The organism is Ruegeria sp. AM5 (assembly GCF_056540645.1).
In genome coordinates this window covers 962,126-987,097 of record NZ_JBQFXC010000001.1, presented here as the reverse complement: position 1 = coordinate 987,097, position 24,972 = coordinate 962,126, and the positions used below count along the sequence as shown (strand labels likewise).

Here is a 24,972-nt window from a genome sequence, read left to right as displayed (position 1 = left end):
TGAACAGAGATGGAGACTTCGAATGATCCCTGATTTCGTTCGGGCATCAATTGTCGCGCTTGGGCTGACCGCAGGCGCAGGTTTGGCCGAAGAACCCTTTATCGTTGTGCAATCAACGACCTCGACGCAGAATTCGGGTCTGCTGGACTATATCCTGCCGGGGTTCGAGGCCGAAACCGGTATCGATGTACGGGTTGTGGCCGTCGGGACCGGTCAGGCGATCCGGAACGCAATCAACGGCGATGGCGATGTTCTTCTGGTTCACTCCAAGCCCGCTGAAGAGCAGTTTGTAGCAGACGGTTGGGGTGTCGAACGGTTCGATGTCATGTACAATGATTTTGTATTGGTTGGCCCAAAATCTGATCCGGCCGGAATTGCCGGGGGCAACGACATTACAACCGCTTTGACAGCTGTGGCCGAAACGAAGGTACCCTTTGCCTCGCGCGGGGATGACAGCGGGACCCACAAAGCCGAGATGCGCTATTGGGAGGCGACAGGCGTTGACCCGACGGCGGCGTCGGGGACTTGGTATCGCGAGACCGGATCGGGGATGGGGGCAACGCTGAACGTGGCCAGCGGCATGGACGCGTATGCTCTGACCGACCGGGCAACCTGGTTATCCTTCGGAAACCGGGGCAATCTGGAGGTCTTGGTCGAGGGCGATCCGCGCCTGTTTAACCAATATGGTGTAATCCTCGTGAACCCTGAAAAGCACTCCGGCGTTCGCGCCGCTGCCGGGCAAAGGTTTATCGATTGGCTTATCGGCCCTGATGGACAGGCGGCGATTGCGTCTTACACGCTGGATGGTGAGCAGTTGTTTTTTCCAAACGCACAGTAAGTTTGACTTGGGTTAGCGCAACCGCGAATAGACGACAGATCAACCACTGGCGCCGTTGTGGTGGATCCGACCCAGATTTGCGAGGTCATAGCCGCCTAGTTCATCGGCGCGTTCGGTAAAACGCTCGGATTTCACAAACTGGGTCAGCGTCTGCATGGGGACCTCGAAGAAGGCGCGGCGCCAGATTGCAAGGTCCAGACGCTCGGAATGGGTGGGCACAAAACTTAGCCTGTACGGGCGCGCCAGTGCACCGAGGCCAAAACCAACCTCTGCCTTGCCGTCACGCAGGGCGGTGGCCAGCTCTTCTTCTGTGCGGGCGCAAACAGGCAGTGTGTTCAGATCATCACGATCCAGACCGTGGGCGTCGAGCAGTGCATCGAACAGACGCTGGCTGGCGGCGCTGTCTTGCCGCAGAATGATCCGTCTGCCTTTCAGATCCTGAAACCCCGAGATGTCCGAAGTGCCGGGTGCCAGCAACAGGCCGCGCTGCCGGTTGGCAATCTGGTAGAGGATCACAGGTGCTTCGCCAATCGTGTCGCGCAGGGTCTGAGTGTTGAAGCCTTCCGGTTCGTGGATATGCAAGGCCGCCGCCTGTGCGCTGCGCTCCGCAAGACGATTCAGCCCGTCGAAAGACCCATCATAGTAAGTCGCAAGCCCAGAGCCGCTTTCCCGCAAAGCCCAGTCCAGCAGGGGATCGTGGCTACCTGCCACGATCGGCGGCAGGGGTGGTTCGACGACATCGGGGCCAGAGCGTGAGGCGTTGAGCCACGCTATGATCTCGGCTTTTGGGAACAACAGCTTGCCCATGGCGCGTACACAGGGGATTTCGCCCGAGGATGCCAGATCATAGGCCTTCCGCTCACCAATGCGCAGCAGATCCGCCAATTCGCGGGTGGTCAGGTATTGCGGCATTCAGTCGAGGCGTACAGCCGAACCGGACGTCTTGTCGGCGGCGCTGAAACCGAATTGATCCAGCGTGTAAGGAGCGGCGACAGTGATCACGACCATCGCGGCGACGGCGGTCAGAAAGGCTTTCATGTTCTCCTCCGGCTCAATCCTGCGGTGCGGTGGCGCTGCGCAGGAACGCGACCAGATCTAACCGGTCCTGTGCTTGCGTGATCCGCTGCATTGGCATCTTTGACCCCGGAATGTAGTGGTCCGGGCCTTCGTCGAAAAGAGCATTTATTGTCTCTTCATTCCAAATAATATCAGAGTCTTGCAGCGTATCCGAGTACAAATAACCGGGCAATGTGCCCGCTTTCCGCCCAAAGATGTCGTGCAAGGTAGGGCCTGCACGTCGACCCCCATCCGGCGTCAGGCTGTGACAGATCGAACATTTGCGCGCAAATTGCCGTTCTCCGTTGCCCATCTCGCTTGGGTCTTTCAGAAAGCTGGGTTCGGCAGCGGCCATCTGTTCGCGATCGCCCAGTGCTGAAACGGGCCAGCTGTACATTGCCTCATCAATGCCGCCTGCGTGAAGATTTTGACCATCGGCAGAAAAAGCGAGCGCCCAAACCGGACCGCGCAAGGTGGCACGGAAATCTTGTGCAATGCGCCATTCAGCCGTGTCGATGACCATTATAAAGCCCTCACCATCGCCGACAGCCAACAGCTTGCGATCGGGGCTCAATGCCATGGCGAGGATCGGGCGCCGATCCAACGTAAAGTCATGTTCTTCTTCGGTGGTGAGGCTCAGGATGCGTGTCACTCCATCGACGGTACCGTAGGCGATCCAGTTGTCTTGTGCGTTCAGGACCAATTCATTGATGCCAAAACCATGCTCGATCAGGCGATTTGTTTCCTGACCGCTGGCGACATCCCAGATACGCAACGCTCCGTCGACACCTGCCGAATATAGCTGCTTTCCGTCCGGCGTAAAAACAACTGCATTCACCCCGCTGCCGATTGGCCCAAGCAGGGTCGGCTCGGACCCGTCCACCGGCCACAGGCCGATGGTGCCATCCCAGCTGGCCGTCGCGATATGAGTTTTCGACGCTGCAATGCCGATAATCTTGCCTTTGTGCTGCCCGACTACATCGCCGCCGGGCCAGCGGCGGAGTGTGAAGTCATCCCCGGCAGAATAGATTGCAGTGCCATTGAAAACGACCGAGTTCACTGCCGCTTCGTGCCCCTCCAGCCATTCCGGTGTCTGTCCGGTCCACAGACCGACCGAATTGTCGAAACTGGCCGTTGCGATGCGCCCATCCGGCGCCGAAGCGATCCCCATGATCGGCCCGCCATGGCCTTTGAGCGTGAAAAACTCGGACCAGGCGGGCAGGGGGGTCAAAACAAGCGCAAGAGCGAGCCAGCGCATCTATTCTGCAGGTGAGGCCGCTGCCTTGCCGGCCTCTTTTTCTTGCACCTCTTCCAGCCACAGCGAGTGGTGCTCGCGTGCCCATTGTTCTTCGACTTCACCGGTGCCCATGGCGTCAAACGCACCCTCCATGCCCACCGAGCCAAGGTAGATATGGGCGATGATGATGGCGATGAACACGTAGGCGACCATGACATGCCAAACTTGGGCATATTGCATCTCTTCCTGCGGTGACATCTGCACTGGCAGGTTCAGACCCAACGCCTGCGGAATACCTGTCGAATTGGCGATTGAGAAGGTTTTGGCGAACATCGGCAGCTCGAACGGGAATAGCAGCGACAGGCCTGACAGGCTGATAGAGACACCCAGTAGAATGCAAGCCCAGAAGATTATCTTTTGACCCGCATTGAATTTCTTGGCTGGTGGATGGCTGTCTTTGGTGAACAAGCCCCCCCCGGCGGCCAACCATTTCAGGTCGGTCTTGTTGGGGATGTTATGGGCAATCCAGTTTATGGTGATGATTATTAGACCCAACATGAAGGCCCATGCGAGGTTGTTGTGAAGCCACTTGCACCCTTGCGCGATAGTGGCGAACCCTTCTTTGCCAAAGACCGGGATCAAGAAATCGCGGCCATAAAGGGTCAGCAGGCCTGTAATGCCGAGCACAAGGAACGACCCGGCAAAGAGCCAGTGACCGAAACGTTCGAAACTGTTGAAACGAAGGACCGTGCGGCCGGTTTTTTCTCCGTCGATGCGGATTTTTCCTCGGATCAGAAAGAATAGCACAATGATCGCAAGCATTCCGCCCAGAATGTAGGTTCCATATTCACGCAACGGGCCAGTTCGGAAGTTCAACCACCACATGCCGCCGTCTTGAATCAGCACGCTGTCCGCAGGTCCCTGGGATGAAACGGTGACGTCCGCAGATCCGTAACGCAGCGCGCGGTAGACGTCACTGTCAGAGGCAACACCATGGGTGCCGAACTGTCCCAGCAGGCCTTCAACATTGCCCTGACCGGTGTTTTCAGACCTGTAGCTGTTGTCGACCTTCTCGCCACGCTGGCGGGCCAGAATGTCCTCAAGCGTGGTTGCGCCGCCGGTTGTAGACCGGTCGGTCGAATCCGCAGGGGCGGCCCCCTCACTGGTTTGAGCGCCCGCAACTTGGGTCAGCGTTAGCGAAAGCAGGAAAGCGATGAATAAGCGCAACATCGGAACCTCAATAAAAATCCAATGCAGGATGACCCACATCTGCGGGTCATCCGTTTTGCTTTGGTAGACGGGGTCAGCCGTCTTTCTGATCGTAGGCCGTGCCCCAACCCCAAGCGCCCGAACCAAATCCGCGCGCGACGACACGCTCGCGGTAAATAGCCGAGACCACATCGCCATCGCCGGCGAGCAGGGCCTTGGTAGAACACATCTCGGCGCAGATGGGCAATTTGCCCTCTGCGATCCGGTTGCGACCGTATTTGGCGAACTCTGCGGTCGAGTGCGTTTCCTCGGGGCCGCCAGCACAGAAGGTACATTTGTCCATCTTGCCGCGCGATCCGAAGTTGCCCGCCTGCGGGTATTGCGGCGCGCCGAAGGGGCACGCATAGAAGCAATAGCCGCAGCCAATGCACAGGTCCTTGGAGTGCAGGACGACCCCTTCTTCGTTCTGATAGAAGCAGTCGACCGGGCACACCGCCATACAGGGCGCATCCGAACAATGCATACAGGCCACCGAGATCGAGCGTTCACCCGGATTGCCGTCATTGATCGTCACCACCCTGCGGCGGTTGATGCCCCACGGCACCTCGTGCTCGTTCTTACACGCGGTTACGCAGGCATTACACTCGATGCAGCGTTCAGCGTCGCAGAGAAACTTTGCTCTAGCCATTATCGTCCTCCTTACGCTGACCAGATTTTGCAGAGAGTCGCTTTGGTCTCTTGCATCTGGGTCACTGAATCATAGCCATAGGTCTGGGCGGTGTTGGTACTTTCACCCAGCACATAGGGGTCTGCACCAGCAGGATACTTGTGCCGCTGGTCTTCGCCCTGGAAATGGCCGCCAAAGTGGAAGGGCATGAAGGCGACACCGGCGCCGACTCTGTTAGTCAGCATCGCCATCACCTTGACCTTGCCGCCCTCAGGACCTTCGACCCAGACCTGTGATCCGTCCCGAATACCAAGGTTGTTGGCATCGCGCGGATTGATCTCGACGAACATGTCCTGCTGGAGTTCAGCCAGCCACGGGTTCGACCGCGTCTCATCGCCGCCACCCTCATACTCGACCAGACGACCAGACGTGAGGATTATCGGGTAATCCTTTGAAAAGTCGTTCTTTTGGATCGACGCATAAAGGGTAGGTAGACGATAGGCCTGACGGTCATCGTAGGTTGGATAGTCCTCCACCAGATCGCGCCGGTTTGTATAGAGCGGCTCGCGGTGCAGTGGGATCGGATCCGGGAAGGTCCATACGACCGCGCGTGCCTTTGCGTTCCCGAAGGGCGCACAGCCATGGGCAATCGCGACCCGTTGGATACCGCCGCTAAGGTCGGTTTTCCAGTTGGTCTCTGGTCCCGCAACGGCGTCGATGGCCGCACGTTCCTCAGCCGTCAGATCACCGTCCCAGCCAAGGTCCATCAGCATCTGCATCGTGAATTCCGGATAACCATCCTGAATTTCCGAACCAACGCTATAGACCCCTTCGGCCAGCAGGTTGTCGCCGTCACGTTCCACTCCGAAACGGGCGCGGAAGGTCAGGCCGCCTTCGGCCACCGGTTTGGACATATCATACAGGTTTGGTGTCCCCGTATGACCCATCTCAGCCGTTCCCCAGCAGGGCCAGGGCAGACCGTAATACTCGCCGTCGTTGGGGCCACCAATGGCTTGCAGCGTGGTTCTGTCGAACGTGTGCTGGTTGGCCATATGGCTTTTCAGACGCTCCGGCGACTGACCGGTATAGCCAATTGTCCAAAGGCCGCTGTTGAACTCACGCGTGATGCTTTCAACATTCGGGGTTTCGGGATCTTCCATCTCGATATTGCGGAAGAACCGATCCGCCCAGCCAAATTTGTTGGCGAACTTGGCCATGATGACCTCGTCCGGCAGGCTTTCGAACAGAGGTTCGACCACGCGGTCCCGCCACTGCAGCGATCGGTTCGAGGCCGTGACCGAGCCACGGGTTTCGAACTGCGTACAGGCGGGCAGCAGATAGACGCCATCGGTGCGGTCATGCAGCACGGCCGAGACGGTGGGATACGGGTCGATCACGACCAGCATGTCCAGCTTCTCCATCGCCGTCTTCATTTCCGTCATCCGGGTCTGCGAGTTGGGCGCGTGGCCCCACAGAACCATGGCGCGGACGTTGTTGTCCTGATCCATGTTGGCCGGATCTTCGAGAACACCGTCGATCCAGCGGGAGACCGGGATGCCGCGCTCATTCTGCAGCGGTTTATCCTTGCCTTCCTTGTCTTTGATCGTGGCGAACTGGCCTGCAAGCCACTCGGGCTCTTCACCCCAGACACGGGCCCAGTGACCCCATGCGCCTTTTGACAAGCCATAGTAGCCGGGCAGGGTATGGGACAGAACACCAAGGTCTGTCGCGCCTTGCACGTTGTCATGGCCGCGGAAGATGTTGGTGCCACCACCCGAGGTGCCCATGTTGCCAAGCGCAAGCTGAAGCACGCAGTAGGCGCGAGTGTTGTTGTTGCCGTTGGTGTGCTGCGTACCACCCATGCACCATACAACGGTACCGGGGCGGTTGTTCACCATGGTCCGTGCGACGCGGCGCAGCTGCGAGCCGGGCGTACCGGTGACGCGCTCAACCTCATCCGGGTTCCACTTGGCAACCTCTTCGCGGATCTGGTCCATGCCCCAGACACGGGTGCGGATGAACTCTTTGTCCTCCCAGCCGTTGTCGAAGATGTGCCACAGGATACCCCAGATCAGAGCGACGTCCGTACCGGGGCGGAAGCGGACATATTCATCCGCATGGGCCGCGGTGCGCGTAAAGCGCGGGTCGCAGACGATTAAAGGCGCATTGTTCTGCTCTTTCGCGCGCAGGATATGCAGCAGCGAGACGGGGTGCGCCTCGGCCGGGTTACCACCGATGATGAAGATGGCCCGGCTGTTGTGCATGTCGTTGTACGAATTGGTCATGGCGCCGTAGCCCCATGTATTCGCAACACCCGCAACAGTGGTCGAGTGGCAGATACGGGCCTGATGGTCCACGTTGTTCGTGCCCCAGTAGGCGGCGAACTTGCGGAACAGATAGGCCTGTTCGTTATTGTGCTTCGCAGACCCCAGCCAGTACACGCTGTCCGGCCCGGATTCTTCGCGGATGCTCATCATGCCATCGCCGATCTCGTTGATCGCCTCTTCCCAGCTGATGCGCTTCCACTCGCCACCTTCCTTTTTCATCGGATATTTCAGGCGGCGCTCGCCATGGGCGTGCTCGCGGACCGAGGCCCCCTTGGCGCAGTGTGCACCCAGATTGAATGGGCTGTCCCAGCCAGGTTCTTGCCCGATCCAGACTCCGTTCTGTACCTCGGCAACGACCGTGCAGCCGACCGAGCAGTGAGTGCATACGGATTTGATATTCTCAACGGCGGTGTTTGCCGCTGTCTGGGCACTGGCGGGCGTCACGGTTCCACCCGTGGCGCTGATCGCGGCAAGGCCTCCGATCGTCAGGCCCGAGCCACGCAAGAATGCGCGGCGATCGACGGTTTTCTCGCCGACCTGGGACAGGATACTTGTCCGCTGGGGGCGTCTCGCAACCCCGTTGGTCTTTTTCCTAAGCATTTCTTTCCTCCCTTGCTGGCCATGTAACCCATGGCTGGCTTGGTACTTCGCGAAACCGACGTCAGGGCCAATCGCAACCGTCTGTCGGGTATGACTACGTCCGGGTCAGAACCGGGCGCTGTCGAGGTATGCGCGCGTATGCGCGGTGTCCTGCATCCGGGTTTCGTCCGTCGGCAGTTCGGCTGCTTCGGCTTTCCCAGACAGGCTGGCGGCGGCTACAGCAGCGGGCGCTGCGGTTCCGGCCAGTTTCAGGAAGTCGCGGCGGGTTGCGCCTTCTTCCTTGGTCTTGCTCATGGGCTCCTCCTGTCCCAATTGCGGTTTGGTGCCTAAAGGCACCGGCGAGTGGCGGGCTAGGCCGCCGTCATTCGAAAGGCTTCACGTTCGATCTCCATGAACACCCGACCAGCCGTGCCGACCGAGGCGTAGAGAACCGAGTTCTCGGCACCTTCCAAATCCGAATAGAAATGCGCGGCCCAGGGCCCAATATGTTTGCTCCAGAACGCCTTTTGATCTTCCAGCGTGGCGGGCGCGCCGAACCGACCGACGATCATGCCCGCCATCATTTCCATTAGCGAGGCGATGTTGTCTTCGGGTTCATATACATTCTGCGCCCGGGTGATGCCCCGCGCGGCCATGTCATTGCGCAGCTGCGCCAGGGGTTTTTCGTTCAGAAATCCCGTCAGGTAGAAAGAGGCATAAGGCAGCAGTTCGCCTCGGCCCAATCCGATGAAAAGTGCGTTGAATTCGCGCTCTGCGGCGGCAGGCTTGGTCACCTTGGTCACCCGTGCCATTGCCTGAATGGCCTGACCTAGATCCGAGTCATCACCGCTTAGCCCGGCCAACTGATCCAAAAGCAACTGATCGGGTGGACCGGCCAATAGCAGGCCAAGAAAATTATAGAAATCCGCACGCAGACGATCCTCAGTTGAGATATCCAATGTTTGCGCGTTGTCTGCGGTCATAGAGTTATCCTTCGAATTCGAATTTCATACGGCGTGGAGCAGGGGTGAGTTCGATTTCCTCTGGCTCTTCCATTTCAACCATCTGTGGGGCTTCCGGTTCTGGTTCGACGGCGTTGATCGGTTCTTCACCTGACTCGATCGCCTCGGGCATGTCAGCTTCTGTTTCTGCTTCGGACACTTCTGCCTCGGCAGCGAGCGCTTCGACATGCGCCAACATACCCTTGCCAACCTGATACGCGGTCTGGATGTTCTCAATCACGCAGGCCGCATCGGTATAATCCTCGCCGTAATCGACCAGCCCGTCGACATTGGCCAGAACAGGATTCAACCGCCATAGGCGCCGCAAGGCGCGGCGGCGCAGACGGTCAGGTACAGCTTTGGCCATGAAGCCCGAGACATCATCGCCGGCTTCCAGTGTATCGGGATCGGGCAGATCAAACTCGGCCAGAATTTCAGCGTCGCTTTTTTCCTCCAGCTCAGCTTGCCGCGTTGTGATGATCTGTTCCTCTGCGGCCAGAGCTTCTGCTTCGGTCTCGGCCTGAACGGCGGCCTTGCGGCGGGACCAGAAATCGCGGGTCTGGGTCATTGCAGCACCCGACGCGGAGCCCGGTAGACATCTGAATCCTGCCGGATTCGTGCATCGCCCTTGCCGTCTTCCACCAGATCGGTGCGTTTCTTGTCCCGTTTACGTTTTATGAACACCTCGTCCTGATGATGCTGCAGGGTGAAATCGCGGAGCCATGCAATCAACCCTTCGGTCATCGGAATCTTCTCAACGATCTCTTCGCCGGTATCCGCATAATCCTGACCCTCGAACGGTGAGGCGGTGATCAATACGGCATTCAGGGGTGTTTCGCCTTTCAGCTCATCCCGCAAAACCAGGTACAGCGAAGGTTGACCGTCCGACAGGTTGACCATGTAGGCTTCGGTTTCATCGGCCCAGAGGGCGAGGGGCAGGGTGGCTGCATGGTATTCGATGGCCTCACCTTCACGTCGCAACTCTTGCCAGTCGGCAGGCCCTGCACCTGGCAAAACAGCGACCGCGCGCCAGTTCCAACGCGCCCAGCGTGTCACCCCGGGTGTTCTGCGCACGACGACGCCAATTGTCATTTCAGTCCGGCTTGCGGCCTTGGCCACTGGCTCCTCCCCGGAAGGCTCTCCCCTGCCTTCCATTGATGTACTATGTTACATAAATTGGCGACCTGCCAAGTCTAGTTTCGCCTAATATGAGACATTCACTTAGAGTTTATTTCCAACTTCAGGTTTTGATGGCGATTTGTGATGAAAAATAATGCACATATCGGGATTTTCTCTGATGCTTCGCATTGCCTCGGCGCGGATTGGGTCTAAGCTGCTGATGGGGCAGAACGCAGCGTCGGGAGGGGAAATGGCCAGCAAGCTCATATTGTGTGATTGCGAGGGGACGCAGTCCCTGAACGCAGATGGTATTTCTGCAGCCTGCGATACGGAGTGCTCGAAGGTGCATACCGCCCTTTGTACGCGCCAGATTCAAACTGCCGCCGAGTTGATGACGGGCGATGAGCAGGTGGTGTTTGCTTGCGCTCAGGAAGGTGCAGTTTTTAGCGAGCTTGCCGAGGAACTGGGTGTTGAAGCCCCCGGATTTGTCGATCTGCGCGACCGAGCTGGCTGGTCCGAACAGGGGACCGATGCAACCCCCAAAATGGCTGCGCTCGCGGCTGAGGCATTACTGCCGCAGCCAGTGACTCCAAGTTTCGATGTCATCAGTGAAGGTACCTGCTGTATTGTGGGGCCCGGAGAGGTTGTCTTTCCGTTGGCCGAACAGCTGTCCGCTGTGTTGGCAGTGACTGTAATTGTGGTTGACGATGCAGAACCGCTAAGCCGCAACTATGACGTAGCGCGCGCACGAATACGCAGACTGACCGGCGCGCTGGGCGGATTTGTTTGGCATCTGGATCAGGTGCAGCAACTAGAGCCCGGTGGACGCGGAGAATTTGGTTGGAGCACACCCCGTGACGGTGCAACGTCGCGTTGCGACATTGTCGTTGATCTGACCGGAGCAACACCTTTGGTAAATGCCCCCGAAAAGCGCGAGGGGTACTTGCGCGCTGATCCCCGCGATGCGGTGGCCGTCGCGCGTCTTGCTTTTGAAGCGGTGCAACTGGTCGGGACCTTTGAAAAACCGCTCTATGTCCGATTGGATGAGACGCTTTGCGCCCATTCGCGAGCGGAACAAACGGGGTGTTCAAACTGTCTGGACGTCTGCCCGACCGGTGCGATCACACCGGCTGGCGATCATGTAGCCATTGATCCGATGATTTGCGCTGGGTGCGGTGAGTGTTCGGCGTTGTGCCCGTCGACTGCTATCACATATGAAGATCCTCCGGTCTCGGCGGTATTGTCGCGGATGCACATACTGGCCCGGACCTTCCGGCGCGCGGGCGGCGTTGCACCGCGATTACTGGTGCACGACGCCCATGGGGCGCAGATGATCCGGATGGCGGCCCGGTTTGGACGGGGACTGCCAGCGGATGTCATTCCGCTGGAGCTGAATGTGGTTTCGGGCTTTGGACATGCCGAGATGCTCGCAGCGCTGGCGCATGGCTTTGCGCGCGCCGATATCCTGATTAGCCCTAAGACCGAACGGGACGCGCTTGATCTTGAATTAGAGCTGGCTCGGGCTATCGCAATGCACGACGCGCTGATTCTGATTGATGAAACCGACCCGGATGCGCTGGCAGATCTGCTTTATGCGCAGAATGTTCCGCAGCCATTGGCTGATCCGGTGCTTCCACTGGGTAATCGTCGTCAAATAGCGCGTCTGGCGGCTCAAGCTTTGAACCCGGAGGTCGAGGTGCCGCTGGCCCTGCCCGAGGGCGCGCCTTATGGCGCGATTACAGTGAATACCGACACCTGTACATTGTGCCTGAGTTGCGTGTCCCTTTGCCCATCGGGGGCGCTGATCGATAACCCGGACAAGCCGCAGTTGAACTTCCAGCAGGACGCCTGCCTGCAATGCGGGATTTGCCGAACGATCTGCCCAGAACAGGCGATCACACTAGTGCCCCAGCTTGATCTGAGCGACCAAGCGCTGTCACAACAGGTGCTGAATGAAGAGGAACCCTTTGAATGCGTCGAATGCGGCGCAGCGTTTGGCGTTAAATCAACGGTTGAGCGGATCATGGAAAAGTTGTCGGGCACACATCCGATGTTCGCGACCTCGGATCAGGCGCGGATGATCCAGATGTGCGACAATTGCCGGGTGAACGCCCAGTTCCATAGCGCTGACAATCCATTTCAATCCGCCCCCAGACCACGGGTTGTCACAACGGATGATTACCTTTCAAAGCGCAAGGATCACTGAAGTTGCAGTGGCGCGCCCAGATCGGCGGCGCGCATGGCGGTCACGAAAGCCAGAATTGCTTCGAGGTCATCCAGGCTCATCTCGACCGGATGGATCGGCGAGGGACGCTCGGGCGGGAAAGGTTCGGTGACGCCCTCGATCTGCGTGAAAGCTGGGTGTGGGTTCAGGGCAAAGAACGCCTGAAACCGTTCCGACCAGTCGGGCATTGCGCGCAGCACTGCGAAAGACGGGGTCGAACCCAGCCCGTTCATCCGATTCTTTGGGCCAATTACGTGGCACCGGCCACAATGGGTCATCGACAGATCTTCGCCAAGCAGCGCGTTTCCGTCGACCACGACCTCTTTGGTAACAGTGGCAGTTTCGAAACTTGCGCTAAAGGGCGTGCCCTCGTCGGGGATGAAGTTTTCAACCGTCCGTCTGCCAATGTCGGAAAGTAGCCATTCACGAAACCTTACCTGCTTGGCGCTGTCGTCGATTCTTAGATGATAGACCACCCCGTCACGGGCAAAGACCGGATCGCCGGGCGAACTCGGGGCCAGTGACATGACGCCGCTTTCATCCGCAACAACACGTATTCCGGTCTTGAGAGAAAAGCGCGGAAGAATATGTTGCAAAAGACCTGAGTTTGTCACCTCATCCGGGGCGGCAAGGCCCAATGCCTCTTGCGACCAAGAGGGGGTGGCGGTGAGCGTCAGGCTCAGGCACAACAGGACAAAGCGCATGGTTAAGCCTAACGGCGGCTGACCCGATGCGTCAAATGTACAAAATGAGACGGAGACACATGCAATGAGCGGCGACTATATTCTGTCGATACGCAAGGCGCCCAGCGTGGGGCGGATCAAGGGGAATACGGCATGAGCATCCGTGATGCAGTTCTAGCGAACTTGAAGAAGATTACCGATCCGGTTTCTGGTCAGGATATTGTGAGCGCGGGTATCGTGCGTGCATTGAATGTTGAAGGCGATACCGTTCGGTTTGTGCTGGAGATCGATCCCAAACAGGCCGAGAAGATGGAGCCCGTTCGCGCCACAGCCGAACAGGCGGCGCAGATGGTTGATGGTGTTTCAAAGGTCTCGGCAATGTTGACCGCGCATTCGGACAAGGCACCGCCTGATTTGAAGCCCAAGCCCAAGCCCTCACAAACCGGACCGCAGGCCGTTCCCGGTGTGGACCGGATCATCGCGGTTGCGTCGGGCAAGGGTGGCGTGGGCAAGTCCACCGTGTCGGCCAACCTTGCCTGTGCGCTGGCTGCTGAAGGCCGTCGCGTAGGCCTGTTGGACGCAGACGTATATGGCCCTTCACAACCCCGGATGCTGGGTGTGTCGGGGCGACCGGCCAGCCCAGATGGCAAGACGATCCTGCCGCTGCGCAATCACGGTGTCACCATGATGTCGATGGGGTTAATGACCAACGAAGGGCAGGCGGTTGTCTGGCGCGGCCCCATGCTGATGGGCGCCTTGCAGCAGATGATGAGTCAGGTGCAATGGGGCGCATTGGATGTGTTGATCGTTGATCTGCCCCCCGGAACCGGCGATGTGCAACTGACGCTGAGCCAAAAGTTTCAGGTGGATGGAGCCATTGTCGTCTCAACCCCACAGGATGTGGCTTTGATCGACGCCCGCAAGGGGATCGATATGTTCAACCAGCTCAAGACGCCCATTGTTGGGATGATCGAAAATATGTCGACGCATATTTGCTCGAATTGCGGACACGAAGAACATGTCTTTGGCCATGGCGGTGTTGCCTCAGAAGCCGAGGCGCTGGGCGTGCCATTGCTAGGGGAAATTCCGCTGCATCTGGATATCCGAGTTGCCGCCGACGGGGGTGCCCCCATCGTTGTCAGCAAACCTGACAGCCCGCAAGCCGAAGCCTTCCGCAAGATCGCCCGCGACATGATTACCAAGGGCAACGCGTGACCCAGCCGGTCTTTCCCCCATTGCTCAAAGGGCAACCTGCCAAGGCTGGCGAAGACCCGTTCGAGCGTGCCCAGGCGATGGCAGCGCTGGGCTGTGACGCGGGAACTGTGGTCCACAATATTCAGGCGGATCGTCTGCGCGTTGCGATTGTATTCGCGCCCGAGGTTCCGTTGCAGGATGCTATGGCGATGCTGCCGCTTTGTGTTGTTGGGTTCCAGAATGCGCTGGGCGCGCTGGCCCCGCCCGAGGTCGCGGTGCACTTTGGTTGGGATGGGCTGATCTGTGTAAACGGTGCAAAATGTGGGACAATAAAAGTCTCAGCCTCGTCTGCCGAGGTGGATGAGGTTCCCGATTGGCTGATCGTTGGTTGGGAACTGGCCTTGCTTCAAACCAGCGATGCACCGGGGGAAACACCGGATGTTACCTCGCTCTATGATGAAGGATGCGCCGAGGTTTCTGCGACGCAGTTGGTCGAGAGCTGGTCGCGTCACATGTTGACCTGGTTGAACCGCTGGAACGAGGACGGTAACGCGCTGCTTCACGCTGAGTGGATGGGGCTGCTGCGCGGTGTCGGAGAACCTATTGGAGAAGGGGGTGTCTTTCTGGGCACCGATGAGCGCTTCGGTATGCTGATCCGCGACGGCGCGAACACACATATACGCCCGCTGACAGAATTATTGGAGACCGCCAGATGAAACTCGCCCGTGCTATCCATTTTGATGAAAGCGATATGAACGTGTTTCATTCACCCGCAAGAACCGGTGAATGGTGCATCTCGGGCGGATTCGAGTTTTCGAACTGGAGTGAGGCTGATCTGGAAGGCAAGGCGCGTCAGGCCTTTGCCAATGGATGGCTGGGGCTTGAAACCTTCGGGCGCGTTACATTTGTTGCCGTCACACAAGTCGAGCAGGCCGAGATTGACCAGATCACGCAATATCTGGCCGAGCATTTCGTGCAATTCTACGGCGCGCCTTCGGTTGAAGCCGCGTTAGAAGTGGCGCAGGCCGAAGTCTCACATATGTCCGAGCTGTGCGAAGATCATGCCCCGAACACATTGCTGACCGTCGCCCGAGAGCTGACGGGGGCTGGGGTGCACGAGGCATTCCGAGTGATCACCCCGCAAGAGACGCAACTTGAAGCGTTGGCCGTCCACGGCTCGCTGGACGATTAGATCAGATCGGCGAAGCCGCCGAATTGTCCGCGCTTGAAGATCAGCCCCTGACCTGGGCGATGCATGACCTGTTCAACATGACCAACAAGGATCAGGTGGTCACCTGCCTCATGACGGGCCGACAGGCGGCAATCGAAGCGGGCGAGGCATTCTGCAAGTCGGGGGCGCCCGGCGTCATCCTCCTGCCAATCCGCATGGGAAAAATCGAACCCGTTTCGCGCGAATTGCAATGCTTGGTCGTGCTGGTCCTGCGCCATTACATGGATCGCATAATATTCGCAGTTGTGGAACGCGTCGTACCGGTTCGAATCCCGATCTAGACACCACAGGACCAGCGGCGGGTCCAGCGATACAGACGCAAATGAGTTCACCGTGATTGCTGCAGGGCCCTCGGAGGTATTTGTGGTCACAACGGTGACGCCGGTGCCGAAACAGCTCAGGGCCTCGCGAAAGGCAAGGCTTTGCTCGGGGCTGGGAATGAAGGTCTTTTCAGTCATCGCGCGCTCGTACATGGGCCTGTCTCAGGTGCCACGCGACGCCAGAATTGTCTACGGAAAGCTGCGGTGGTTTTAGCAATTTCTGGTCAGTTCAGGTCTTCAAGCAACCGTCCGTGTTTGCGAGTCTCGGTGATGACGTCGCCAAAGGTCACCAAATTACGGGCCGTAAGCATCGGTAGCATCCGAACCAGCACTTCGGCGGTCGCGACGGCATCACCCAAGGCCGTGTGACGCAGGGCTTCGGGAATTGTTATGCCAAGCCGTTCGCAGACCGCGTCCAGCGTATGCGTTTCGCTTGCCCCGAACAGCACCGCCGACAGCAGGACCGTGTCCAGAATGGGGTGGCTCCATTCCACCCCCATACGCTCGGCATGGCGGCGCAGGAAAGCCATGTCGAATGGTGCATTGTGGGCAACAATGACCGCATCACGAGCGAATTGGTGAAAGCTTCGACCGGCCTCGCCAATGTCAGGCGCACCCTGAACCATCCTGTCGCTGACCTTATGCACCTTGGTCGATGCCGGGGGGATCGGGATGCCGGGATCGACCAGAGTATCCAGCCGTTCGCCTTCGACGATCTTACCCTTTACGACGCGCACCGCACCGATCTGTACGATCTCATCCTTATGCGGGAGCAGGCCCGTGGTTTCGGTGTCAAAGACTACGAAGCAGAGGTCCAACAGGGGTCTATCTTCAAACGCGTCGTCACCGGGTGTGTCGAGAAGTTCGAAATCGTAAACCAGCGGGCGGGCCGCGTCGGGATCGATCTGCGCAGCACTGTCATCGAAAACCAGCATGTAACCAGGGGCATCGCCCAAGGGTTTCATACGGGCCGAATAGGATTGCCGCCCATCAACACTGGTCAGCGTGCAATGGACGTCTTTCCCGGTCTTGACCAGCTTCGCATAAGAATCCGTCAGGCCCGTCGCTTCGAGATAGTCAAACAGCGACGCGTTCAACCGGGGATGTGCGATCTGTGCCAGAACCTCAGCCGCCTGCGCGTCATATAGTACGATCTGATGCTTCGGTCCGGCCAAAAGCATGGCAACCGGAATCTCGGTCAGGAGCGCGGTGAGACGCTGTTTTTCCGAGGCCAGATGGGCCGTTTCCGCAGCCACGGCCTCAGCCGTGGTCATGGCGTTGGCAGCCAGTTGTTCGGCCAGTCCAGCGGCGGCGGGGGCCAGATCGCCCAAATAGCGCGCCGCCTGAAGGTCCAGATCCGTGCTGACCCCGGCGTGTGCGCGCGCCCGGAGTTGGGCCGAGAGCCGCTCGATCGGTTTTGCAACGTTATCATCAAAAAGAAGCCAGACTCCGGCAACTAGCGCCAACATTCCCAAAGCGATCAGTATCTCTGCGAAGATGAACGCATCCATAAGGGCGGGATCACTTGCCCTCTGATAACCGACCCACAAAGCCAGGGTGCTGATGATCAGCCCTCCTGCCGCAAGTAATAAGAAGAACAGGAACACCCTCAGGCGCAGGCTCAGATGGTTCAACATAGTCAGACCCCGCAGGTTGCCTCGATTACCGGATCTTCAGCGTCGATCTTGATCCAGCTGGCGTTCAGCAAACGTCCGTCATCGGCGAATTCGGCCCCGTCTGCCAAGTTGGCGCGGCTGTTTTCGGCGCAGTTTACAGCGACCGGCATCTTCGAGACCGGTGCCCAGCGACCAAAAAAGTAAAGATCGACCAGACGCTCGTCCGGCAAATTGGCATTGGTGCGTACCGATGTGGCGTCGATCGCAGCAAAGCGGTCGACAAAGGGCACGGCGTACGTCCAAGGGCGATAAAAGGCGCGGCTTTCCACCTCCTGCACGATGGTGAGGCTGTCGGGCAGTTGGTCGCGCGTACGGTCATACCAAGAATACTCGCTGGTAATCGTCATACCGATCATCCCCGCACCTGCCGCAACCGGCGCGGCCCATTTGGGCAAGCGGCCCCCGGTCAGCTTGTTCACCACCATCACGACACCCGCAAAGGCAAAGCCTGCAAAAATCGTGCCGATCAGTTCCAGAAACATGTGATTTCTCCGTTCATTTCCAGTTTCTTAACCCAGCATTCCTTTGCCATGGCCAACCGCTGATTGCATGGTTTTTACCACGACAAAGGCATCGCGGAGATGACTTCGCTCAAAGTCCGACAATTCAGCGGGCGGCAGGTAATTGTCCGGTGCATCCCCGGATTTGACCAGACGCACTTGATGTTCCAATCGGGTCTCAGCGATCAGGTCATATGCGTCCAGTAAATCGCGTGCGCCAGACGCGCTGAGCACACCCGCAGCCTCGGCGGCGCTAAGACGGGCGCGGGTGTTCGCTTCGGTTAATTGTCCCTGCAGGCTGTAGATGCGTGCCAGATCCACGACAGGCACCACGCCATTATGCTTGAGGTCGAGCGTATTGCGATGCTCACCCGAACGTATGGTGGCGAATCCACGCAGCAGGCCCAGAGGAGGCGTGTGTTTCAGTGAGTTCGAAATCATATGCGCGACAAAGATCGAATTCGCATTGGCTGCCGCCAGCGTATCGGCCTGCAGGTCGGTGAACAGATCGAAGGACCCTCCGATGGGCCGCAGGTCAAACATCACCGAGGCCAGCATTTGCGCCTCGGGGTTGGGTTTGGCAATCCAGCCATTGAAATACTCGCGCCAGACACGCACGGGCTGGCACCAGCGAGGGTTGGTCGCCATCATGTCACCGGGGCAATAGAAATAACCGCAGGTATCCAGCCCGTCTGAGACGAATTTGGCCAGCGCAGCGAAGTAGGCCATATCACCGTCTGCCACACTGTCATCAAGCATCAGGCAATTGTCCTGATCAGAAACTCCGGTCTGTTCCTGCCGGCCTTGCGAGCCGCAAGCAAGCCACAAGTAGGGCACTGGCGGTGCACCCAGTTCAGCCTCAGCCAGTGCCAGCAACCGCCGCGTCGCAGTGTCTGCGATGTCGGTGATCAGCCGTGTAACGATCTCGTGCCGGTTGCCACCCGCGACGAGTTGGACCAGCAGTTGTGGTATCTCAGCGGTGACTTGAGCCATCTCTTGCGGGCTGTCGGCGCGAGCAATTCGTCCTACCAACTCGGCAGAATTGACCGCCTGATAGCGGGTGAGGTCGGTTTGGGTTACGATTCCGACCAGCTTACCGGCCTCGGAAACTGGAATATGACCGATGCCACGTTCCATCATCACGTGTAATACGTCCGAGCCGATATCTGTCGGGGCAAGAATGATTGGATCGGCGGTCATGATCGCCGAAACCGCGGTGTCAGCGGGCATCGCCTCGGCGACGTATTTGCCGGAAATATCGCGGAGGGTTGCGATACCCAATAATCTGTCCCCTTCGGTCACGCAAAGCGATGAGATATGGCGGTCGCGCATGATCTGCGCGGCGTTTTGAACCGGAGTATCGGGCGGGCAGGTGGCAGGGTCACGAGCCATCAGCACATCAATTGCACTGGTAGCCAGGCTTTGCGGTCCGCTCCGCCCACCGCGTGAACGATTAAAGAACTTGGACACCACATCGTGACCTTCGATCAGGTTTTTCACAAGGTCTGGCGGCAACACGATCAACACTGACGGCGTGTGCGCGCGCGCATGTGTGGCGGCTTTGCCGTCCTTCAGCAATCCGCGCTCACCAAAAGAATTGCGCAATCCCAGATGCGAAACGACAGCGCCGTTCTCATCGGTAATTTCTACCTGTCCTTCATAGATCACAAAGACGCCGGGCAGAGCGTTGCCCAACTGGTAAATGCTGCCATCGGCATCGACTTCGCGCACTTCGATCTGCTTGGCCAGATCGTCCAAAGCATCATGGGGCAACGAGTCATAGGGGTGTACAGACTTCAGAAACCGGGTGATTTCGTCATGGGACAGGGGCATTTACGCTCTCCGGAGTTCCGAATAAAAAATCCCGCCCGGTGGTGTGCCGGGCGGGAACAGTAAGTCGAAAGATGCGATCGAAGACAAGAGCCGCCGACCGCATCACACTCAGTGATCCTGAGCTGCGCCCGCACCACGGGGAATGCGAATGCTTTCGACCATATCTTTGATCTCCTGCGGAGTCTCTTTGGTCATACCGGCAACGACGTAGGCGACGCCGAAGTTGATCATCGCACCGATGGCGCCGAACGAGGTCGACTTGATCGGACCCAGAAGCGGATCAGCATCGGTGAACGAGTTGGTGCCCGGAATGAACAGCCAGCCCTTATGCAGGAAGATGTAGACCAGGGTTACGGTCAGACCAGCCAGCATACCTGCAACCGCGCCGGTGTTGTTGATGCGGGTCGAGAAGATCCCCATCATCAGCGCCGGGAAGATCGAGGCAGCCGCCAGACCGAAGGCCAAGGCCACGGTTTGTGCCGCAAAGCCCGGAGGGTTGAGACCCAGGTAGGTTGCAACAACGATGGCTACAGCCATTGCAATCCGTGCCGCCAGAAGTTCACCCTTTTCAGAGATCGACGGGTTGATTGCACCTTTGACAAGGTCATGGGACACAGCCGACGAGATCGCCAGCAGCAGGCCCGCAGCGGTTGACAGAGCAGCCGCAAGACCACCAGCAGCGACCAGACCAATCACCCAACCTGGCAAGTTGGCAATCTCAGGATTGGCCAGAACCAGGATGTCGCGGTTGAACTTGGTCAGCTCGTTACCGACCCAGCCTTTTTCTTCGGCGATTGCAGTCATCGCCTCGGATTTGTCGTTGTAGTACTGGATCTTGCCGTCGCCGTTCTTGTCTTCCCAATCCAGCAGACCGGTTTTCTGCCAAGTGGCCATCCAGTCGTAACGCGGATCATTGTCGATTTCCTCAACCGAAACAGCGCCACCTTCGATGCCACCATTGGGCCACATCATGTCGGTGATGTTCAGGCGCGCCATTGCACCAACAGCAGGAGCCGTCAGGTACAGCAGAGCGATGAAGACCAGCGCCCAGCCTGCCGACCAACGTGCGTCAGACACTTTGGGAACGGTGAAGAAGCGCATGATGACGTGCGGCAGACCCGCAGTACCGATCATCAGCGACAGGGTGAACAGCACCATGTTAAGCGTATTCGAGTGGTGGGCCGTGTAGTCGTTGAAGCCCAACTCGGTCACGATGGCGTCCAGCTTGGTCAGCAGGGGTTCACCGCTGGCGGTGTCACCAAACAGACCCAGCGCCGGAACAGGCGTGCCGGTCAGCTGCAGCGAGATAAAGATGGCCGGGATGGTATAAGCGGTGATCAGCACGCAGTACTGAGCGACCTGAGTGTAGGTCACGCCCTTCATCCCACCAAACACTGCGTAGGCAAACACAACGCCGGCGCCGATCAGCAGACCTGTAGTGTTGGACACTTCGAGGAAGCGGCCAAAGGCCACGCCAACACCGGTCATCTGACCGATCACGTAGGTCACCGACGCAACGATCAGACAGATAACCGCCACGATACGTGCGGTCTGGCTGTAGAAACGGTCGCCGATGAATTCCGACACGGTGAACTTGCCGAACTTACGCAGGTAAGGAGCAAGCAGCAGAGCCAGCAGCACGTAACCACCGGTCCAACCCATCAGGAAGGTCGAGTTGTCATAGCCGGTAAAGGCAATCAGACCCGCCATCGAGATGAACGAGGCCGCAGACATCCAGTCCGCTGCTGTCGCCATACCGTTGGTGACCGGGTGAACGCCGCGACCGGCGGCATAGAATTCCGATGTGGAACCCGCACGGGCCCAGATCGCGATGCCGATGTAAAGCGCAAAAGACGCGCCCACAAACAGCAGGTTGATGGTAAACTGATCCATGCCGATTACTCCTCGTCCACGCCGTGCTCAGCGTCGAGCTTGTTCATGCGCCAGGCGTAGTTGAAGATCAGCACCAGAAAGACCAGGATCGATCCTTGCTGAGCGAACCAAAAGCCCAGATCTGTACCGCCAACGGCGATGCCGGACAGCAGCGGACGCAGCAGAATGCCGAATCCAAACGACACCAGCGCCCAAATCGCGAGGCTGATGTAGATGAGGCGCAGGTTGGCCTGCCAATAGCCCTTGTCGGCTTCGGCAGTCTGCGCGGAGTTTGTTGAATGATCCGCCATCGCGGGTTCCTCCTTCGCTTCCCTCATTGGCGGCCCATTGCCCAACTCCTCCAGTGCGGTGGGCCGCTTCTCGGTTGTGCCAAACGCCCCGTGACGTCAGGCATAGCTTCTCTGGTCCGCCAAGGCGGGTCCATTGAAGTATTCTGATTTAGGATCAAAGCCCTAGGGCTTATCTCCTCCCCTTATTTCATGACCTCGCCGACAATCCCTTGAAGGTCTTGCGCGATGTCGTCGATCTGGCCCATGGCATCGATGCCTTTCAGCACACCTTGGGCTTGATAGTAGTCAATCAGCGGTGCGGTCTGCGCGTGATAGGCCGCCAGACGCGACGCGACCGTCTCGGCATTGTCGTCGGCGCGGCGTTTGAATTCTGTGTGTCCGCACTTGTCGCATTTGCCGTCTTCGACGGGCTGCTTGTACGTGTCGTGATAGCCCTCACCGCATCCAGCGCAGGTGTAGCGGCCAGAAATCCGCGTCACCATCTCGGCGTCTTCAACTTCAAGGCTGATGGCCGCGTTGATCTTCTGATCTGAAGACGCGAGCAGACCATCAAGAGCCTCGGCCTGGACTGTGGTCCGGGGGAAACCATCCAGTATGACGCCCTTGGCGCAGTCCGGTTCCGCCATGCGGTCGCGAAGGATCGCGATGACGATGCCGTCGCTAACAAGATCGCCCGCCTCCATGACCGCTTTGGCAGCATTACCAGCCTCGGTACCTGCGGCGACCGCGTCACGCAGCAGATCACCGGTGCTGAGTTGTACAAGCCCGAACTTCTCTTCAAGCATACGAGCCTGCGTACCCTTCCCGGCGCCCGGAGGGCCGAGAAGGATCAGAACAGCGGGGGATATGGTCGTGGCAGCGTCCATCACATCCTCACTTGTTTGCCCGGTTTTCGATCAGTTCTTCGACCACTGACGGATCGGCCAGGGTCGACGTATCGCCAAGCGAACCAAAGTCGTTCTCGGCAATCTTGCGCAGAATTCGGCGCATGATCTTGCCCGAGCGAGTCTTGGGCAGGCCGGGGGCCCACTGGATCACGTCAGGCGAGGCAATCGGGCCGATCTCGGTCCGGACCCAGGTGCGCAGCTCTTTCAGCAGCTCATCCGACGGCTCGCGGTCATTCATCAAAGTGACATAGCAATAGATGCCTTGCCCTTTGATTTCATGGGGGTAACCAACCACGGCGGCCTCGGCGACGGCGGCATGGGCGACCAGCGCGCTTTCCACCTCGGCCGTGCCCATCCGGTGGCCGGAGACGTTGATTACATCATCGACGCGGCCAGTGATCCAGTAATCGCCATCCTCATCGCGACGGCAGCCATCGCCGGTGAAGTAGTAGCCTTTGTAGTCCGAGAAATAGGTCTTCTCGAACCGCTCATGATCGCCCCAAACAGTGCGCATTTGACCGGGCCAGCTGTCTTTGATGCACAGAACACCCTCAACGCCATTTCCCTCGATCTCAACACCGGATTGCGGGTCCAGAACCACCGGCTGGATGCCGAAGAACGGTTTCATCGCCGAGCCGGGCTTCATCGCATGCGCACCGGGCAGGGGGGTCATCAGGTGACCGCCGGTTTCGGTCTGCCACCAGGTGTCAACAATCGGGCATTTACCTTTGCCAACAACTTCATTGTACCAGTTCCAGGCTTCCGGGTTGATCGGCTCGCCGACTGTGCCCAGCGTCCGGAGATCGCTCAGGTCGCATTTCTCGACGAACTCGGTACCCTGACCCATCAGAGCGCGAATTGCCGTCGGAGCGGTGTAGAACTGGTTCACCTTGTGCTTTTCGCACACCTGCCAGAAGCGTGATGCATCCGGGTAGGTCGGCACGCCTTCGAACATCAGTGTGGTCGCGCCGTTGGCCAGTGGTCCGTAGACGATATAGCTGTGACCGGTGACCCAGCCGACATCGGCGGTGCACCAGTAGACGTCGCCTTCATGGTAGTCGAATGTGATCTCATGCGTCATCGCGGCATAGACCAGATAACCGCCGGTCGTATGGACGACACCTTTGGGCTGACCGGTCGAACCGGAAGTATAGAGAATGAACAGCGGATCTTCGGCATTCATCTCGGCGGGTGCGCAATAGTCATCCGCTTCAAGCGCCATTTCGTTGTAATCATAGTCGCGGCCATCAATCCAAGTGGTCTGCCCACCGGTGCGTTTGACCACCAGACATTTCACGCTGTCTTTGCAGTGCAGCAGGGCCGCGTCTGCGTTGGACTTCAGCGGAGTCTTGCGGCCACCACGTGGTGCCTCATCGGCAGTGATGACGACCTTGGCATCACATCCGTTGACTCGGGCTGCCAACGCATCGGGTGAAAACCCAGCAAATACAATCGAATGGATTGCTCCGATCCGTGCACAAGCCAGCATCGCATAGGCGGCTTCAGGGATCATCGGCAGATAGATTACAACGCGGTCACCTTTGCGCACGCCCATCGACTCGAGAATATTGGCCATGCGGCAGGTGCGACGGTGCAGTTCGGCGTAGGTAATGTGCTGAGCTTCGTCGTTTGGATCATCCGGTTCCCAGATGATCGCTGTCTGATCGCCGCGCGTATTCAAATGACGATCAAGGCAGTTGGCCGAGACGTTTAGCGTGCCGTCCGCATACCAGTTGATACCAACCGAACCAAAATCATAGCTGACGTCTTTGACCTGAGTATAAGGCTTGATCCAGTCAACGCGCTTGCCTTGCTCATCCCAGAATGCTTCGGGGTTGTTGATCGACGCAGCGTACATATCTGCGTATTTGTCGGCGTCGACATGCGCACGGGCGACAGTTTCTGCGGATGGCGGATATGTCTTGGCATCTGCCTGGGCAGCGGTAGTCATCTTTGAGGCTCCTCCCTCTGGACTGGATTACATGGGATCGATTTTGCCAGCCGATCAGGCAATGTCGATCCGGTTCCTCCCCAAGTTGAATAATACGGGGATCAGAAAAGAAATAAATAAATTGCCATAATCCTTGGATTTCTTTGTAAAGAAATTTCATTTCCGGCACTAATATTGTAAACAACTCTGAAATTATGCGTAAAATATAATTTAAAACAGTAAGATAGCTGTAATGACATCAGCGCTCATTGGCATGT

Annotated in this window: 24 protein-coding genes; 5 read left to right on the top strand and 19 right to left on the bottom strand. The window is 58.3% G+C overall.

What is annotated here, in order from left to right; all coding sequences use genetic code 11:
* Window positions 1–22: 22 nt before the first annotated feature.
* On the top strand, window positions 23–838 hold the full coding sequence (locus tag ACR0AH_RS04980; RefSeq protein ID WP_170731929.1) for a substrate-binding domain-containing protein: 816 nt from the start codon (window positions 23–25) through the stop codon (window positions 836–838).
* A 39-nt stretch (window positions 839–877) separates the two neighbouring features.
* On the opposite strand, the gene ACR0AH_RS04975 is transcribed toward ACR0AH_RS04980, so the two are convergent.
* The 10 genes from ACR0AH_RS04975 to ACR0AH_RS04930 form a co-directional block, all read right to left on the bottom strand.
* The gene (locus tag ACR0AH_RS04975) at window positions 878–1,750 is read right to left on the bottom strand and encodes a helix-turn-helix transcriptional regulator (protein ID WP_170731931.1); all 873 of its coding nucleotides are present in this window, start codon (window positions 1,748–1,750) and stop codon (window positions 878–880) included.
* Window positions 1,751–1,876: a hypothetical protein gene (locus tag ACR0AH_RS04970; protein WP_255612119.1), complete on the bottom strand. Its 126-nt coding sequence runs from the start codon at window positions 1,874–1,876 to the stop codon at window positions 1,751–1,753.
* A 13-nt stretch (window positions 1,877–1,889) separates the two neighbouring features.
* Entirely contained in the window at window positions 1,890–3,152 is a 1,263-nt protein-coding gene (locus ACR0AH_RS04965; protein WP_170626029.1) for a c-type cytochrome, read from the bottom strand.
* Window positions 3,153–4,361 carry a formate dehydrogenase subunit gamma gene (locus ACR0AH_RS04960; protein WP_170421178.1) on the bottom strand — a complete coding sequence of 403 codons (1,209 nt, stop codon included), beginning with the start codon at window positions 4,359–4,361 and terminating at the stop codon, window positions 3,153–3,155.
* Between the two features lie 73 nt (window positions 4,362–4,434).
* Window positions 4,435–5,028, bottom strand: a complete 594-nt coding sequence (gene fdh3B / locus ACR0AH_RS04955; protein WP_037307340.1) for a formate dehydrogenase FDH3 subunit beta — start codon at window positions 5,026–5,028, stop codon at window positions 4,435–4,437.
* Between the two features lie 11 nt (window positions 5,029–5,039).
* Window positions 5,040–7,934 carry a formate dehydrogenase subunit alpha gene (locus ACR0AH_RS04950; protein WP_170393362.1) on the bottom strand — a complete coding sequence of 965 codons (2,895 nt, stop codon included), beginning with the start codon at window positions 7,932–7,934 and terminating at the stop codon, window positions 5,040–5,042.
* A 105-nt stretch (window positions 7,935–8,039) separates the two neighbouring features.
* The gene (locus tag ACR0AH_RS04945; protein WP_170393361.1) at window positions 8,040–8,228 is read right to left on the bottom strand and encodes a ubiquinol-cytochrome c reductase iron-sulfur subunit N-terminal domain-containing protein; all 189 of its coding nucleotides are present in this window, start codon (window positions 8,226–8,228) and stop codon (window positions 8,040–8,042) included.
* 56 nt (window positions 8,229–8,284) lie between these two features.
* Window positions 8,285–8,896, bottom strand: coding sequence for a TorD/DmsD family molecular chaperone (locus ACR0AH_RS04940; RefSeq protein WP_480590698.1), 612 nt, complete (start codon window positions 8,894–8,896; stop codon window positions 8,285–8,287).
* A gap of 4 nt (window positions 8,897–8,900) precedes the next feature.
* A complete protein-coding gene (locus ACR0AH_RS04935) occupies window positions 8,901–9,482 on the bottom strand; it encodes a DUF3306 domain-containing protein (protein ID WP_170510859.1) in 582 nt (193 codons plus the stop codon).
* Complete coding sequence (locus ACR0AH_RS04930) at window positions 9,479–10,033, bottom strand: DUF3305 domain-containing protein (RefSeq protein WP_480590696.1); 555 nt, start codon at window positions 10,031–10,033, stop codon at window positions 9,479–9,481. The genes ACR0AH_RS04935 and ACR0AH_RS04930 overlap by 4 nt, the downstream gene beginning before the upstream one ends.
* A 250-nt stretch (window positions 10,034–10,283) precedes the next feature.
* Between ACR0AH_RS04930 and ACR0AH_RS04925 the strand changes: the two genes are divergently transcribed.
* On the top strand, window positions 10,284–12,239 hold the full coding sequence (locus tag ACR0AH_RS04925; RefSeq protein WP_480590867.1) for a 4Fe-4S binding protein: 1,956 nt from the start codon (window positions 10,284–10,286) through the stop codon (window positions 12,237–12,239).
* Here the strand turns inward: ACR0AH_RS04925 and ACR0AH_RS04920 are convergent.
* A complete protein-coding gene (locus tag ACR0AH_RS04920) occupies window positions 12,233–12,961 on the bottom strand; it encodes a cytochrome c family protein (protein WP_170405173.1) in 729 nt (242 codons plus the stop codon). The genes ACR0AH_RS04925 and ACR0AH_RS04920 overlap by 7 nt on opposite strands.
* Before the next feature lie 132 nt (window positions 12,962–13,093).
* Between ACR0AH_RS04920 and ACR0AH_RS04915 the strand changes: the two genes are divergently transcribed.
* The 3 genes from ACR0AH_RS04915 to ACR0AH_RS04905 are packed head-to-tail and all read left to right on the top strand — an operon-like array spanning window position 13,094 to window position 15,326.
* Window positions 13,094–14,155, top strand: coding sequence for an Mrp/NBP35 family ATP-binding protein (locus ACR0AH_RS04915; RefSeq protein WP_480590694.1), 1,062 nt, complete (start codon window positions 13,094–13,096; stop codon window positions 14,153–14,155).
* Window positions 14,152–14,850 (top strand): biotin/lipoate--protein ligase family protein, encoded by a 699-nt coding sequence (locus ACR0AH_RS04910; RefSeq protein WP_480590692.1) that lies wholly within the window; start codon window positions 14,152–14,154, stop codon window positions 14,848–14,850. Before ACR0AH_RS04915 ends, ACR0AH_RS04910 begins: the two co-directional genes overlap by 4 nt.
* Window positions 14,847–15,326, top strand: coding sequence for a DUF6505 family protein (locus tag ACR0AH_RS04905; RefSeq protein ID WP_170393354.1), 480 nt, complete (start codon window positions 14,847–14,849; stop codon window positions 15,324–15,326). The genes ACR0AH_RS04910 and ACR0AH_RS04905 overlap by 4 nt, the downstream gene beginning before the upstream one ends.
* Here ACR0AH_RS04905 and ACR0AH_RS04900 read toward each other — a convergent pair.
* The 8 genes from ACR0AH_RS04900 to acs all read right to left on the bottom strand — a co-directional run bounded on the left by ACR0AH_RS04900 (window position 15,323) and on the right by acs (window position 24,715).
* Complete coding sequence (locus tag ACR0AH_RS04900) at window positions 15,323–15,823, bottom strand: flavin reductase family protein (RefSeq protein WP_170405186.1); 501 nt, start codon at window positions 15,821–15,823, stop codon at window positions 15,323–15,325. The genes ACR0AH_RS04905 and ACR0AH_RS04900 overlap by 4 nt on opposite strands.
* Window positions 15,824–15,909: 86 nt before the next feature.
* On the bottom strand, window positions 15,910–17,322 hold the full coding sequence (locus tag ACR0AH_RS04895; RefSeq protein WP_480590690.1) for a 3'-5' exonuclease: 1,413 nt from the start codon (window positions 17,320–17,322) through the stop codon (window positions 15,910–15,912).
* Window positions 17,323–17,324: 2 nt separating this feature from the next.
* A complete protein-coding gene (locus ACR0AH_RS04890) occupies window positions 17,325–17,843 on the bottom strand; it encodes a hypothetical protein (protein ID WP_170393351.1) in 519 nt (172 codons plus the stop codon).
* 27 nt (window positions 17,844–17,870) lie between these two features.
* Window positions 17,871–19,694 (bottom strand): DUF294 nucleotidyltransferase-like domain-containing protein, encoded by a 1,824-nt coding sequence (locus ACR0AH_RS04885; RefSeq protein WP_480590688.1) that lies wholly within the window; start codon window positions 19,692–19,694, stop codon window positions 17,871–17,873.
* A 108-nt stretch (window positions 19,695–19,802) separates the two neighbouring features.
* Window positions 19,803–21,587: a sodium:solute symporter family protein gene (locus tag ACR0AH_RS04880; RefSeq protein WP_170393349.1), complete on the bottom strand. Its 1,785-nt coding sequence runs from the start codon at window positions 21,585–21,587 to the stop codon at window positions 19,803–19,805.
* Window positions 21,588–21,592: 5 nt separating this feature from the next.
* Window positions 21,593–21,877, bottom strand: coding sequence for a DUF4212 domain-containing protein (locus ACR0AH_RS04875; protein ID WP_010439512.1), 285 nt, complete (start codon window positions 21,875–21,877; stop codon window positions 21,593–21,595).
* 182 nt (window positions 21,878–22,059) lie between these two features.
* Entirely contained in the window at window positions 22,060–22,743 is a 684-nt protein-coding gene (locus ACR0AH_RS04870; RefSeq protein ID WP_170393348.1) for an adenylate kinase, read from the bottom strand.
* Between the two features lie 7 nt (window positions 22,744–22,750).
* Complete coding sequence (gene acs / locus ACR0AH_RS04865; RefSeq protein ID WP_480590686.1) at window positions 22,751–24,715, bottom strand: acetate--CoA ligase; 1,965 nt, start codon at window positions 24,713–24,715, stop codon at window positions 22,751–22,753.
* Between the last annotated feature and the right edge of the window lie 257 nt (window positions 24,716–24,972).